The sequence below is a fragment of the Microbacterium sp. H83 genome, assembly GCF_001650405.1.
Classification (GTDB): Bacteria; Actinomycetota; Actinomycetes; order Actinomycetales; family Microbacteriaceae; genus Microbacterium.
In genome coordinates this window covers 145,393-159,250 of the sequence record NZ_LWCU01000012.1, presented here as the reverse complement: position 1 = coordinate 159,250, position 13,858 = coordinate 145,393, and the positions used below count along the sequence as shown (strand labels likewise).

Genomic DNA, 13,858 nt, shown 5'->3' with positions numbered 1-13,858 from the left:
CCGTGGAACTCCCCGGCGCACCGCGCATCAACCCCAGCATCCTGGCCGCCGACTTCGTCAACATGCAGCGAGATCTCGCGAAGATCGCGACCGCCGATTTCGCGCACGTGGATGTGATGGACAACCACTTCGTGCCGAATCTCACCTTCGGACCGCAGATGGTGGAGCGGATCCAGGCGACGAGTCCGATCCCTCTCGATGTGCATCTCATGATCACCGATCCGGATCGCTGGGCACCCGGCTACGCCGAGCTGGGGGCGGCGAGCGTGACCTTCCACCTGGAGGCGGCGGCCGACCCGATCTCGCTCGCTCGGAGTCTGCGCAGCATCGGTGCGCGAGCCGGTGTCGCCATCAAGCCCGACACGCCCGCCGAGGGACTGTACAGCGTGCTCGACGAGTTCGACCAGATCCTCGTCATGACCGTCGAGCCGGGCTTCGGGGGGCAGGGCTTCCTGTCGGAGACCATGCCGAAGCTCCGCGCCCTCGCCGACGAGGCCCGTCGCCGGGGCTCGACGGTCTGGCTGCAGGTCGATGGCGGGATCTCCGACTCGACGATCGAGCAGGCGGCGGCCGCGGGGGCCGACACGTTCGTCGCCGGGTCCGCGGTGTTCGGGTCCGACGACGTCGAAGCGGCCGTCACCCGGCTCAGAGAGCGCGCGAGAGCCGCTAGCCTGGAACTGTGAAGACTTTCGACGAGCTGTTCGCCGAGCTCAGCGTCAAGGCCGAGACCCGACCCGAGGGATCGGGCACCGTCGCGGAGCTCGACGGCGGTGTGCACACGATCGGCAAGAAGATCGTCGAGGAGGCCGCCGAGGTGTGGATGGCCTCGGAGTACGAGTCCGACGAGGCCGCCGCCGAGGAGATCTCCCAGCTGCTGTACCACCTGCAGGTCATGATGATCGCGAAGGGTCTGACGCTGCAGGACGTGTATCGACATCTGTGACGCGCTCCGTCACCTTCGAATCGATCTGAAAGCCGTTCATGCTGCGCATTGCCGTTCCCAACAAGGGCTCCCTCTCGGAGACCGCCGCCGACATGCTCGCGGAGGCCGGATACGCCGGTCGTCGCGACCCCAAGACCCTCCACGTCGTCGACTCCGACAACGACGTCGAGTTCTTCTTCCTCCGCCCCCGTGACATCGCGACCTACGTCGCCTCGGGCGCGCTCGACGTCGGCATCACCGGTCGCGACCTGCTGCTCGATGTGCAGCAGCCGGCGCGCGAGATCGAGCAGCTCGGCTTCGGAGGCTCGACCTTCCGCTTCGCCGGCGAGCCCGGCCGGTTCGCGACGATCCAGGATCTCGACGGAGTGCGCGTCGCCTCCGCGTATCCGGGACTGGTCGGCGCCTTCCTGCGTGAGCACGGGGTCTCCGCCGAGCTCGTCCAGCTCGACGGTGCCGTGGAGTCCGCCGTGCGGCTCGGCGTGGCCGACGCCGTGGCCGACGTCGTCTCGACCGGCACGACGCTGCGTCAGGCCGGGCTCGAGATCTTCGGTCCCGTCATCCTCGAGTCCGAGGCCGTGCTCATCAGCCGTCCCGGTGACGCCGAGGGCACCGAGACGCTGCTCCGCCGTCTGCGCGGGGTGATGGTCGCGCGCCGCTACGTGCTCCTCGACTACGACCTTCCGGCGGACCTCGTCGACCAGGCATCCGCGATCGCTCCGGGGCGCGAGTCGCCGACGATCTCCCCGCTGCGCGATCCCGCCTGGGTCGCGGTGCGCGTGATGATCCCGCGTCCGCGGGTGAACCAGGTGATGGACGACCTGTACGCGCTCGGCGCGCGGGCCATCCTGGTGACCGCCATCCACGCGGCGAGGCTCTGATGACGCTCGCCAGCCGCGTCATCCCGTGCCTGGACGTCGCGGCGGGGCGGGTCGTGAAGGGCGTGAACTTCGAGAACCTCCGCGACATGGGCGACCCCGTCGAGCTGGCCCGCCACTACGCGGCGCAGGGCGCCGACGAGATCACCTTCCTCGACGTCACCGCGACGGTCGACGCCCGGTCGACGACCTACGACGTGGTGCAGCGCACCGCAGAGCAGGTGTTCGTCCCGCTGACCGTGGGCGGGGGAGTCCGCAGCGTCGACGACGTGTCGCGACTGCTGTCGGTCGGCGCCGACAAGGTGGGCGTCAACTCGGCCGCTATCGCGCGTCCCGACCTCGTCGGCGAGATCGCCGATCGGTTCGGGGCCCAGGTGCTCGTGCTGTCGCTCGACGTCAAGCGCGCGGACACCACGCGATCCGGCTTCGTCGTGACCACCCACGGCGGACGGACGCAGACCACGCTCGACGCCCTCGACTGGGCCCGCGAGGCCGCCGAACGCGGGGCGGGCGAGCTGCTCGTCAACTCGATCGACGCCGACGGCACCAGAGACGGCTTCGATCTCGAGCTCGTGTCGCTGATGCGGGAGACCTCGTCGGTGCCCGTGATCGCGTCGGGCGGCGCGGGCAAGGCCGCGGACTTCGCGCCCGCGATCAAGGCGGGAGCGGATGCGGTCCTCGCCGCCAGTGTGTTCCACACCGGCGCGCTGACCGTCGGAGATGTGAAGGATGCGCTGCGCGCAGAGGGAGTGCTGGTCCGATGAGCGATGCCGAACGTGAAGCCTCCGCCCCCGGGCCTCAGGACGCCGTCGAGCAGCGCATCGCGCAGGTCTCTTTCAACGACGACGGGCTCGCTCCGGTCATCGTCCAGCAGTGGGACACGCAGGAGGTGCTCATGCTCGCCTGGGTCGACGCCGAGGCCTTGCGCCGCACGCTGACCACCGGGCGTGCGGTGTACTGGTCGCGCTCGCGCCGGGAGTACTGGCGCAAGGGCGACACCTCCGGACACATCCAGGTCGTGCACGAGGCCCGTCTCGACTGCGACGGCGACGCCATCCTGCTCAGGGTCGATCAGACGGGCCCCGCCTGTCACACGGGCACGCGGACGTGCTTCGACACGACCGACCTCGAGGCCGTCGACGGACGGTCCGGCGCATGACGCTGGTCCGCCGCGGTCGGTCCATCGCCGTCCTCGGCTTCCTGCTCGCGGGGGCGATCGGCATCATCGCGTCGACCCAGACGTGGCTGACGGTGCAGCGCGCGGATGCCGGCGAGGCGATCCCGGTCCCTGGCGCCTCCGCGCTTCCGCTCCTCGCGCCCCTCAGTCTCGCCGTGCTCGCGCTGGGGCTCGCGCTGTCGATCGTCGGACCCCTCGTGCGACCGGTCCTCGGGGTGCTGGCCACCGCCTCGGCGCTGTTCCTCGGCTGGACGACGATCCAGCTGCTGGTCGCAGAGCCGATCGCCGCGGTCGGGCCGACCGTGACGGAGACCACCGGACTCGCGGGTGATGCCGCGATCGCGGACGTCGTGCAGGGGATCGAGCTGTCCGCCTGGCCGGTCGTGACGCTGATCGGGTGGATCGTGCTGCTCGCGGCATCCCTCCTCGTCCTCGCCACGGGACGGTCGTGGCGATCCGGCGGGCGTCGCTACCGCACGGATGCGGCGCACGAGGCGCAGACCGCCGGCCCGGTCGACGCGATCGACTCCTGGGACGACCTGTCGCGCGGAACCGATCCGACGCGCTGACCCCGATAGACTGAATCCGATCCCGCACGTCGTCCCCGGAGGAGACCATGACCAACCCGATCGCTGACCCCGGCCACGGACACTCGCCTGCGGCCTGGACCGCCGTGATCATCATGCTCGCCGGCTTCACGCTCGCGACGCTGGCCTTCTGCCTCGCCGAGTTCAGCCCGATCTGGATCACCCTGATCTACGTCTTCGCCGCCCTCATCCCGATCGGCGCGATCGTGGGCTGGGCCCTGGCACGGGCCGGCTACGGCGTGAAGGGCCCCAAGTACCAGCCGAAGGCGCACTAGTGGTCCTCGCCGACCTCACGGCCGGCGCAGTCGCAGACGCGGAGCGTCGCGCTCTCACCCGGCCGCTGGCCGAGGTGGAGCGCGACGCTCTCGCGCGCCCCGCCGCCCGCGACGCCCTGTCCTTCCTCTCCCGCGCCGACCGCGTCAAGATCATCGCCGAGGTCAAGCGCGCCAGTCCGTCGCGCGGTGCACTCGCCGAGATCCCGGACCCCGCGCACCAGGCCTCGCTGTACGAGACGGGCGGAGCCTCCGCGATCAGCGTCCTCACCGAGGAGCGCCGCTTCGGGGGCAGCCTGGCCGACCTCGAGGCCGTCACCGCGCGCGTCTCGCTGCCGGTGCTCCGCAAGGACTTCATCGCCACGCGGTATCAGGTGCTCGAGGCGCGCGCGGCGGGCGCCGACCTCGTGCTCCTGATCGTCGCCGGGCTGGAGCCTGCGGTGCTGCACGACCTCTTCGGCTTCATCACCGACCTCGGCATGACGCCGCTCGTCGAGACGCACGCGGCCGACGAGCTCGAGGCGGCGATCGACCTCGGCGCGCCGCTCATCGGGGTGAACGCCCGTGATCTGAAGACGCTCGAGCTCGACCGCGACCTGTTCGGCCGCCTCGTCGACCGCATCCCCGAGTCCGCCGTGAGGATCGCCGAGTCGGCGGTGCTCACGCCCGCCGATGTCGCGCATTACCGCTCCGCGGGCGCCGACGTCGTCCTGATCGGGGAGGCCCTGGTGACGGGCGACCCCGTCGCCACACTGAAGAGCTTCCTGGAGGTCTCATGAGCCTGCGCGATCAGCACGGTCCGATGTTCGGCGAGTACGGCGGACGGTACATGCCCGAATCGCTGATCGCGGCGATCGACGAGCTCTCGGCCGCCTATGCGGAGGCCATCGTCGATCCGGCCTTCCGCGACGAGCTCGCGTCGCTGCTGAGCTCGTACGCCGGACGCCCGTCGCCCCTCACCGAGGTCCAGCGCTTCGCCGAGCACGCCGGGGGAGCGCGGGTCTTCCTCAAGCGGGAGGACCTCAACCACACCGGATCCCACAAGATCAACAACGTTCTGGGTCAGGCGCTGCTCACCAAGCGGCTCGGCAAGACCCGCGTGATCGCCGAGACCGGAGCGGGACAGCACGGCGTGGCGACCGCGACGGCTGCCGCCCTGTTCGGACTCGACTGCACGATCTACATGGGCGAGGTCGACACCGAGCGCCAGGCGCTCAACGTCGCCCGGATGCGGCTGCTCGGCGCCGAGGTCGTCGCGGTCACCTCGGGTTCGCGCACCCTGAAGGACGCGATCAACGACGCGTACCGCGACTGGGTCGCCTCGGTCGAGACCACCAACTACATCTTCGGGACCGCGGCCGGGCCGCATCCGTTCCCGGCGATGGTCCGCGACTTCCAGAAGATCATCGGCGAAGAGGCCCGTCAGCAGCTCCTCGACGAGGCCGGACGCCTGCCCGACGCGGTCATCGCCTGCGTCGGCGGAGGCTCGAACGCGATCGGCATGTTCGACGCGTTCCTCGACGACGACGGCGTGAAGCTGTACGGAGTCGAGGCCGCCGGCGACGGCGTCGACACCCCGAAGCACGCGGCATCGATCGAGCGCGGGCGCCCCGGCATCCTGCACGGCGCGAAGACCTACGTCCTGCAGGACGAGGACGGCCAGACCGTCGAGTCGCATTCGATCTCCGCGGGGCTCGACTACCCGGGCGTCGGCCCCGAGCACTCGTGGCTCGCGGACATCGGCAGGGCCGAGTACATCCCGGCCACGGATGACGAGGCGATGCAGGCGCTGCGCCTGCTGAGCCGCACCGAGGGCATCATCCCGGCGATCGAATCGGCGCACGCTCTCGCCGGCGCTCTGCGACTGGGCAGGGAGCTCGGGCCGGATGCCGTCCTCGCGGTGTGCCTCTCCGGTCGGGGAGACAAGGACATGGACACGGCGGCCCGGTACTTCGACCTGTACGACAGGGAGGCCCTCGAGCACGACGTCGCCGAGGAGACCGCGGAAGAGGACGCCGTGTCGAAGGGGGAGCCTCAGCTATGAGCCGCGTCGAAGAGGCGATCCGCAGGGCGGAAGCCGCGGGTCGCAGCGCCTTCGTCGGGTACCTGCCCGTCGGCTACCCGGATCTCGACACCAGCATCCGCGCCGCGATCACCCTCGCGGAGAACGGGGTCGACATCATCGAGCTCGGGCCGCCGTACAGCGACCCGGTCATGGACGGCGCGGTGATCCAGGAGGCGACGACCGCGGCGCTCGCGAACGGCTTCCGGATGGCCGATCTGTTCACCGCCGTGCGGGCCATCACCGAGGCCACCGACGTGCCGGTGCTCGTGATGACCTATTGGAACCCCGTGTTCCAGTACGGCGTCGACCGCTACGCCGACGACCTCCTCGCCGCCGGCGGTGCCGGACTCATCACCCCCGACATCACGCCCGAGGTCGCCGACGAGTGGATCGCCGCGAGCGAGCGCACGGGCCTGGACCGGGTCTTCCTCGCCGCGCCGACGTCGTCGGACGAGCGTCTCAAGCTCGTCGTCGAGTCGTCGACCGGCTTCGTCTACACGGTCTCGACCATGGGCATCACGGGGGAGAGGGCCGAGCTCGACCGCGCCGCACGCACGCTCGTCGGCCGTCTGCGCGCCCAGGGTGCCACCCGCGCCTGCGTGGGCATCGGCATCTCGACCGCCGAGCAGATCGCCGGCGTCTCCGAGTACGCGGACGGCGCGATCGTCGGCACCGCGCTCGTCCGCGCCCTCCGCGACGGCGGCATCCCCGCCCTGGCCGAGGTCACCCGAAACCTGGCCGTCGGCACGTCGTCGGCGCGCCCCGCACACGAGAACTAGAATCGCACTCATGTCCCACGCGCTCCACAGCACCCTCAGCGGCGTGCTCGCCAGCATCCCCAGCCCTCCGGTCTCGTACATCGACCTCGGCCCGCTGCGGATCCACTTCTACGCGCTGTGCATCATCGCCGGCATCATCGTCGCCGTGCTGCTGACGAACCACCGTCTGACCAGACGCGGGGCCGAGCCGTGGGTCGTCATCGACATCTCGATCCTCGCCGTGCCGCTCGCCATCATCGGCGCGCGCATCTTCCACGTCCTCACCCACCCCGGCTTCTACTTCGGCGAGGGCAAGAACACGTGGAACCCGTTCGAGCCGGGCTCGGTGTGGGCGATCTGGGAGGGCGGCATCGCCATCTTCGGCGCCCTCATCGGCGGCGCCGTCGGCGCCTACCTCGGCTGCCGCTGGACCGGGATCCGCTTCTGGACGTTCGCCGACGCGCTCGCGCCGGGGCTCCTGCTCGCCCAGGCCATGGGCCGCTTCGGCAACTGGTTCAACGCGGAGCTCTACGGACTCCCGACCGACCTGCCCTGGGGTCTCGAGATCCCGTCCGACAACGCGGCGTTCCCCCCGGGGCTCCCCGAGGGCACGCTCTTCCACCCCACGTTCCTCTACGAGGTCATCTGGAACGGGCTCGGCGTCATCGTGCTGCTGTGGCTGAGCCGCAAGGCCACCTCCCTGCAGTGGGGTCGGCTCTTCGCGATCTACCTGATCTGGTACAGCGCCGGTCGCATCCTGTGGGAGTCCATCCGCATCGATCCGAGCGAGATCATCCTCGGCCTCCGCAGCAACGTCTGGGCCGCCATCATCGGCGTCGTCGTGGGTCTCGCCATCCTCGTCGTGCAGTCGCGTCGGCACCCGGGACTCGAGCCCTCGCCGTACCAGCCGGGCCGCGGAAGGAAGGATGTCGACGCTGATGTAGAATCGCAGGACAATCCCTCCGACTTCGTGGACCTGAGTGAGCCTCCGTCCGACGTCGTCGCCGCAGGAGCCAGCGCCACAAGCACCGCTCCCACGGACCAGGAAGGCTCCCGATAGCCGACCGCTCCGTGCGGACCCCATCGCATCCACCCGGCCAATGACGTCCCCGGGTCATCCGAAGATCTGAGGACGGTACAGGTGTATTTTCAGCCTCCGTACGGCGCGTCCGGCGCCTACCCCCCGAAGCAGGGCATGTACAACCCCGCGTTCGAGAAGGACGCCTGCGGCCTCGCCATGGTCGCGACCCTCCGCGGCGAGGCGGGCCACGACATCATCGCGCTGGCGCTCGAGGCGCTGCGCAACCTGGAGCACCGCGGTGCGATCGGCTCCGACGCCGGCACCGGTGACGGCGCGGGCATCCTGACCCAGATGCCGGACGCGTTCCTGCGTGCGGTCGTCGATTTCGAGCTCCCCCCGGTCGGCGAGTACGCCGCGGGACTCGCCTTCCTGCCGCGCGACTCCAGCGTCCGTCGCGAGCAGAAGGCGGGGATCGAGAAGATCGCCCGCTCCGAGGGGCTTCGCGTCCTCGGCTGGCGCGAGGTCCCCACCGTCAACGAGCACCTCGGCAAGCTCGCCGACGAGGCGCGGCCCGCTTTCGAGCAGCTGTTCGTGAGCGCCGGCGGGGCGACGCACTCCGACGCCCCTCTCACCGGCATCGCACTGGACCGCATCGCCTACCGGCTGCGCAAGCGCGCCGGCCATGAGCTCGGCGCCTACTTCGTGTCGCTCTCGGCCAGGACCCTCGGCTACAAGGGAATGGTCACGACGCTCCAGCTCGAGCCGTTCTACCCCGACCTGCAGGACGAGCGCTTCATGTCGGAGCTCGCGGTCGTGCACTCCCGCTACTCGACCAACACGTTCCCGTCGTGGCCGCTCGCGCAGCCGCTGCGCATGCTCGCCCACAACGGCGAGATCAACACGGTCGGAGGCAACCGCAACTGGATGCGTGCGCGCCAGTCGCAGCTCGAGTCCGAGCTCCTGGGCGACGTCGCACCGCTCCTCCCGATCTGCACCGACGGAGCGAGCGACTCCGCCTCGTTCGACGAGGTGCTCGAGCTGCTGACGCTCACGGGCCGCAGCCTCCCGCACGCCATCATGATGATGGTGCCCGAGGCGTACGAGAAGCAGTCGGACATCTCGCCCGAGCTGCGCTCGTTCTACGAGTACCACTCCAACCAGATGGAGCCGTGGGACGGCCCGGCCGCGCTCATCTTCACCGACGGCACGCTGGTCGGCGCCACGCTCGACCGCAACGGCCTCCGCCCCGGACGCTGGACCGAGACGACGGACGGCCTCATCGTCATCGGGTCGGAGACGGGCGTGCTCACGTTCGAGCCCGAGCGCATCAAGCGTCGCGGACGCCTGATGCCGGGCAAGATGTTCCTCGTCGACACCGCGCAGCAGCGCATCATCGAGGACGAGGAGATCAAGCACGACCTCGCGACCCTGCACCCGTGGCAGGAGTGGCTGGATGCCGGATCGGTGCGTCTCGCCGATCTCCCCGAACGCGAGCACATCGTGCACCCGCCGGCGTCGATCACGCGACGTCAGCGCACCTTCGGCTACACCGAGGAGGAGGTGCGCATCCTGCTGACCCCGATGGGTCAGAACGGTGCGGAGCCGCTCGGCGCCATGGGGTCGGACACCCCGATCGCCGTGCTCAGCAAGCGGCCGCGTCTGCTCTTCGACTACTTCACGCAGCAGTTCGCGCAGGTCACGAACCCGCCTCTCGACTCGATCCGCGAAGAGGTCGTCACCAGCCTCAAGCTCGGTCTCGGACCGGAGAGCAACCTGCTGACGTGGGGACCCGACCACACCCGCACGGTGTCGCTCGACTTCCCCGTCATCGACAACGACGAGCTCGCGAAGATCCGCCACATCGACAAGGCGCTGCCCGATCGTTCGAGCGCGACCATCAAGGGGCTCTACCACTTCGACGCCGGCTCCAACACGCTCGAGCAGCGTCTCAGCGAGATGTGCGACGAGGTCGACGAGGCCATCGCCCAGGGTGCGGAGTTCATCATCCTGTCCGACCGGGACTCGAACAAGGATCTGACCCCGATCCCGTCCCTGCTCATGGTGTCGGCGATCCACCACCACCTCATCCGTCGCGAGAACCGGATGAAGGTCGGCCTGATCGTCGAAGCCGGGGACGTGCGCGAGGTGCACCACGTCGCGACGCTGATCGGCTACGGCGCCTCGGCGATCAACCCGTACCTGGCGATGGAGACGGTCGAGCACCTCGTGCGCACCGGGTACATCACCGGGATCAGTCCCGAGAAGGCCGTCAAGAACCTGATCTACGCGCTCGGCAAGGGCGTGCTGAAGATCATGTCCAAGATGGGCATCTCGACCGTGTCGTCGTACGCGGGCGCACAGGTGTTCGAGGCCGTGGGCCTGAGCGAGGAGTTCATCGACAAGTACTTCACGCGCACCGAGTCGAAGCTCGGCGGCATCGGCATCGAGGAGATCTTCCGCGAGAACCAGGCGCGTCACGACTACGCCTACCCGGAGGACGCCGCGGCCCGTGCGCACGAGCGCCTGTGGTCGGGCGGCGAGTACCAGTGGCGCCGTGACGGATCGCCGCACCTCTTCAGTCCCGAGACGGTGTTCAAGCTGCAGCACTCCACCCGCGAGCGCCGGTACGACATCTTCCGCGAGTACACGAAGCTCGTCGACGACCAGGCGTCCGAGCTGAAGACGCTCCGCGGTCTGTTCAAGCTGCGCACGGGTACACGCAAGCCCGTGCCGCTCGACGAGGTCGAGCCGGTCTCGGCGATCGTCAAGCGCTTCTCGACGGGAGCGATGAGCTACGGCTCGATCTCCCGCGAGGCGCACGAGACGCTGGCCATCGCCATGAACCGGATCGGCGGCAAGTCGAACACCGGAGAGGGCGGCGAGGATGCGGACCGCCTCGTCGACCCGGAACGGCGCAGCTCGATCAAGCAGGTCGCCTCCGGACGATTCGGAGTCACGAGCCTCTACCTCACCGAGGCGGACGACATCCAGATCAAGCTCGCCCAGGGCGCCAAGCCCGGCGAAGGCGGTCAGCTGCCGCCGCAGAAGGTGTACCCGTGGGTCGCCCGCACGCGCGGTGGAACTCCCGGCGTCGGCCTGATCTCCCCGCCGCCTCACCACGACATCTACTCGATCGAGGACCTCAAGCAGCTCATCTTCGATCTGAAGAGGGCCAATCCCGAGGCGAGGATCCACACGAAGCTCGTCAGCCAGTCGGGCATCGGCGCGGTCTCGGCGGGTGTGGCGAAGGCGCTCAGCGACGTCATCCTCGTGTCCGGGCATGACGGAGGCACGGGCGCGAGCCCGCTGAACTCGCTCAAGCACGCCGGCACGCCGTGGGAGCTCGGCCTCGCCGAGACCCAGCAGACGCTCATGCTCAACGGCATGCGCGACCGGGTCGTGGTGCAGGTCGACGGCCAGCTCAAGACCGGGCGCGACGTCATCATCGGCGCGCTGCTCGGAGCCGAGGAGTTCGGCTTCGCGACCGCGCCGCTCGTCGTGAGCGGCTGCATCATGATGCGCGTCTGCCACCTCGACACCTGCCCGGTGGGCGTCGCCACGCAGAACCCCGCGCTGCGCGAGCGGTTCACCGGCAAGCCCGAGTTCGTGGTCAACTTCATGGAGTTCATCGCCGAAGAGGTGCGCGAGCTCCTCGCCGAGCTCGGCTTCCGCTCGATCGACGAGATCGTCGGCCGCGCGGAGCTCATCGAGGTCGACGCCGCGGTGGAGCACTGGAAGGCGGACGGTCTCGACCTGAGCCCGGTGCTCGACGGGCCGGCGTTCCCCGCCGGGGAGGCGCGGCGCAGCCGACGGACGCAGGATCACGAGCTCGAGAAGCACTTCGACGTGCAGCTCATCGACATCGCCAAGGGTGCGCTCCTCAACGGGGACCCCGTGGTGGTGGAGCTGCCGATCGCGAACACCGAGCGCGCCGTGGGCACGATGCTCGGCCACCAGGTGACCTCGCGCCACGGCGCGGCGGGTCTTCCTCGCGGCACGGTGGATGTCACGCTGCACGGCACGGCGGGACAGTCGCTCGGCGCGTTCCTCCCGTCCGGCATCGTCCTGCGCCTCGAAGGAGACGCGAACGACTACGTCGGCAAGGGCCTGTCCGGCGGCGACATCTCGATCCGACCGGCGCGCGGCGCCGAGATCGCTCCGCACGAGAACGTCATCGCGGGCAACGTGATCGGCTACGGCGCGACCGCGGGGACCATGTTCCTGTCCGGCGTCGTCGGCGAGCGGTTCCTCGTTCGCAACTCCGGCGCGACGGCCGTGGTCGAGGGCGTCGGAGACCACGCCCTCGAATACATGACCGGAGGCGTCGCGGTGATCCTCGGCTCGACCGGTCGCAACCTCGGGGCCGGCATGTCCGGGGGAGTGGCGTACATCCGCTCCCTCGACACCGGCAAGGTCAACGCGCAGTCGCTGGGAAGCGGCGAGCTCCTGCTCGAGCCGCTCGACCGCGCCGATCTCGAGGTGCTGCGCAGCCTGATCGCGGAGCACGTGGAGCGGACGGGCTCACCGCTCGGCTCCGACATCCTGGCCGGGTTCGACGACATCGCCGGTCAGTTCACGAAGGTGCTCCCGCGGGACTACGCCGCAGTGCGCAGCATGCGCGAGGAGGCCGTCGCCGAGGGGATCGACCCCGACGGCGACATCGTCTGGAACCGCATCCTGGAGGTGACCGGTGGCTGATCCCAAAGGTTTTCTGAAGGTCACCGAGCGTGAGCTTCCCCAGCGGCGCCCCGTGCCGGTGCGCATCATGGACTGGAAGGAGGTGTACGAGCCGGGAGACCAGGCCGTGCTCCGCCGCCAGGCCAGCCGGTGCATGGACTGCGGCGTGCCGTTCTGCCACTCCGGATGCCCGCTGGGCAACCTGATCCCGGAGTGGAACGACCTGACGTGGCGAGGGGAGGGACGTGCGGCGATCGACCGCCTGCACGCCACCAACAACTTCCCGGAGTTCACCGGTCGTCTGTGCCCGGCGCCGTGCGAGAGTGCGTGTGTGCTCGGCATCAACCAGCCGCCCGTCACGATCAAGCAGATCGAGGTCTCGATCATCGACGAGGCGTTCGCCAAGGGATGGGTCGAGCCCCAGCCGCCGGCCCGTCTCACCGGCAAGACCGTCGCGGTCGTGGGGTCCGGCCCCGCGGGTCTCGCGGCTGCACAGCAGCTGACGCGCGCCGGTCACACCGTCGCCGTGTTCGAGCGCGACGACCGCATCGGCGGACTCCTGCGCTACGGCATCCCCGACTTCAAGATGGAGAAGGGACAGCTCGAGGCCCGCCTGCGCCAGATGCAGGAGGAGGGCACCCGCTTCCGTGCGGGCGTCTCGATCGGCAAGGACATCTCGTGGGCGGACCTCCGCGCGCGCTACGACGCGGTCGTGATCGCCACCGGCTCGACGGTTCCCCGCGAGCTCGCGATCCCCGGCCGCGATCTGGACGGCGTGCACTTCGCGATGGAGTACCTCGTCGAGTCGAACCACGCGGTCGCCGGCGACAAGGTCACCGACCAGATCACGGCGGAGGGCAAGCACGTCATCGTCATCGGCGGTGGCGACACCGGCGCCGACTGCATCGGCACCGCCCACCGCCAGGGCGCACTGAGCGTGACCAACCTCGCCATCGGCAAGCGGCCGGGCGCCGATCGGCCCGGCCACCAGCCGTGGCCGATGATGCCCACCGTCTTCGAGGTGTCGTCCGCGCACGAGGAGGGCGGCGAGCGTGTGTTCCTCGCATCGACCGTCGAGTTCCTCTCGAACGAGGTCGGCGAGGTGCGGGCGCTGCGCGTGGCCGAGACCGAGTACATCGACGGACGACGCGTGCCCAAGAGCGGCACGGAGCGCGAGATCCCGGCCGACCTCGTGCTGATCGCGATGGGCTTCACCGGCCCGGAGCAGGACGGGTTCACCGACGAGACGCGTCCTCAGGTGACCGACCGGGGCGCATTCCAGCGCGACTCGTCCTACGAGTCCACGGTGCCGGGCGTCTTCGTGGCCGGCGACGCCGGACGCGGGCAGTCGCTCATCGTGTGGGCGATCGCGGAGGGCCGCGCGGCCGCGGCGAACGTCGATCGCTTCCTCATGGGAGAGACCGTGCTGCCCGAGCCGGTGCGCCCCCACGATGTCGCGATCGGCCTTCAGCCCGCGTAGGCT

General features: G+C 69.8%; 13 protein-coding genes. All 13 read left to right on the top strand.

Translation table 11 applies throughout. The features are described 5' to 3' along the window. Positions 1-2 precede the first annotated feature (2 nt). A complete protein-coding gene (gene rpe / locus A4X16_RS06780; RefSeq protein ID WP_067118281.1) occupies positions 3-683 on the top strand; it encodes a ribulose-phosphate 3-epimerase in 681 nt (226 codons plus the stop codon). Beyond that, positions 680-943, top strand: a complete 264-nt coding sequence (locus A4X16_RS06775; protein ID WP_067118278.1) for a phosphoribosyl-ATP diphosphatase — start codon at positions 680-682, stop codon at positions 941-943. The genes rpe and A4X16_RS06775 overlap by 4 nt, the downstream gene beginning before the upstream one ends. A gap of 38 nt (positions 944-981) precedes the next feature. Then, a complete protein-coding gene (gene hisG / locus A4X16_RS06770) occupies positions 982-1,821 on the top strand; it encodes an ATP phosphoribosyltransferase (RefSeq protein ID WP_067118275.1) in 840 nt (279 codons plus the stop codon). Beyond that, positions 1,821-2,582 (top strand): imidazole glycerol phosphate synthase subunit HisF, encoded by a 762-nt coding sequence (gene hisF / locus A4X16_RS06765; RefSeq protein ID WP_067118272.1) that lies wholly within the window; start codon positions 1,821-1,823, stop codon positions 2,580-2,582. Before hisG ends, hisF begins: the two co-directional genes overlap by 1 nt. Beyond that, on the top strand, positions 2,579-2,977 hold the full coding sequence (gene hisI / locus A4X16_RS06760; RefSeq protein WP_067118270.1) for a phosphoribosyl-AMP cyclohydrolase: 399 nt from the start codon (positions 2,579-2,581) through the stop codon (positions 2,975-2,977). The genes hisF and hisI overlap by 4 nt, the downstream gene beginning before the upstream one ends. After that, positions 2,974-3,564 carry a Trp biosynthesis-associated membrane protein gene (locus A4X16_RS06755; RefSeq protein WP_067118267.1) on the top strand — a complete coding sequence of 197 codons (591 nt, stop codon included), beginning with the start codon at positions 2,974-2,976 and terminating at the stop codon, positions 3,562-3,564. Before hisI ends, A4X16_RS06755 begins: the two co-directional genes overlap by 4 nt. A 47-nt stretch (positions 3,565-3,611) precedes the next feature. Then, positions 3,612-3,857 (top strand): HGxxPAAW family protein, encoded by a 246-nt coding sequence (locus tag A4X16_RS06750; protein ID WP_067118264.1) that lies wholly within the window; start codon positions 3,612-3,614, stop codon positions 3,855-3,857. Continuing rightward, positions 3,857-4,633 carry an indole-3-glycerol phosphate synthase TrpC gene (gene trpC / locus A4X16_RS06745; RefSeq protein WP_067118261.1) on the top strand — a complete coding sequence of 259 codons (777 nt, stop codon included), beginning with the start codon at positions 3,857-3,859 and terminating at the stop codon, positions 4,631-4,633. Before A4X16_RS06750 ends, trpC begins: the two co-directional genes overlap by 1 nt. Continuing rightward, complete coding sequence (trpB, locus tag A4X16_RS06740; RefSeq protein ID WP_067118259.1) at positions 4,630-5,898, top strand: tryptophan synthase subunit beta; 1,269 nt, start codon at positions 4,630-4,632, stop codon at positions 5,896-5,898. Before trpC ends, trpB begins: the two co-directional genes overlap by 4 nt. Next, positions 5,895-6,698, top strand: a complete 804-nt coding sequence (gene trpA / locus A4X16_RS06735) for a tryptophan synthase subunit alpha (RefSeq protein ID WP_067118256.1) — start codon at positions 5,895-5,897, stop codon at positions 6,696-6,698. The genes trpB and trpA overlap by 4 nt, the downstream gene beginning before the upstream one ends. Before the next feature lie 10 nt (positions 6,699-6,708). Then, on the top strand, positions 6,709-7,737 hold the full coding sequence (lgt, locus tag A4X16_RS06730; protein WP_067118253.1) for a prolipoprotein diacylglyceryl transferase: 1,029 nt from the start codon (positions 6,709-6,711) through the stop codon (positions 7,735-7,737). A gap of 135 nt (positions 7,738-7,872) precedes the next feature. Then, positions 7,873-12,396, top strand: coding sequence for a glutamate synthase large subunit (gene gltB, locus A4X16_RS06725; protein ID WP_157560009.1), 4,524 nt, complete (start codon positions 7,873-7,875; stop codon positions 12,394-12,396). Continuing rightward, a complete protein-coding gene (locus tag A4X16_RS06720; RefSeq protein ID WP_067118247.1) occupies positions 12,389-13,855 on the top strand; it encodes a glutamate synthase subunit beta in 1,467 nt (488 codons plus the stop codon). Before gltB ends, A4X16_RS06720 begins: the two co-directional genes overlap by 8 nt. Positions 13,856-13,858: the final 3 nt, after the last annotated feature.

Coding starts and splice junctions, on each gene's coding strand:
- hisG (WP_067118275.1), top strand. CDS start 982: ATGCTGCGCATTGCCGTTCCCAACAAGGGCTCCCTCTCGGAGACCGCC.
- trpB (WP_067118259.1), top strand. CDS start 4,630: ATGAGCCTGCGCGATCAGCACGGTCCGATGTTCGGCGAGTACGGCGGA.
- hisI (WP_067118270.1), top strand. CDS start 2,579: ATGAGCGATGCCGAACGTGAAGCCTCCGCCCCCGGGCCTCAGGACGCC.
- A4X16_RS06750 (WP_067118264.1), top strand. CDS start 3,612: ATGACCAACCCGATCGCTGACCCCGGCCACGGACACTCGCCTGCGGCC.
- lgt (WP_067118253.1), top strand. CDS start 6,709: ATGTCCCACGCGCTCCACAGCACCCTCAGCGGCGTGCTCGCCAGCATC.
- trpA (WP_067118256.1), top strand. CDS start 5,895: ATGAGCCGCGTCGAAGAGGCGATCCGCAGGGCGGAAGCCGCGGGTCGC.
- hisF (WP_067118272.1), top strand. CDS start 1,821: ATGACGCTCGCCAGCCGCGTCATCCCGTGCCTGGACGTCGCGGCGGGG.
- gltB (WP_157560009.1), top strand. CDS start 7,873: ATGTACAACCCCGCGTTCGAGAAGGACGCCTGCGGCCTCGCCATGGTC.
- A4X16_RS06755 (WP_067118267.1), top strand. CDS start 2,974: ATGACGCTGGTCCGCCGCGGTCGGTCCATCGCCGTCCTCGGCTTCCTG.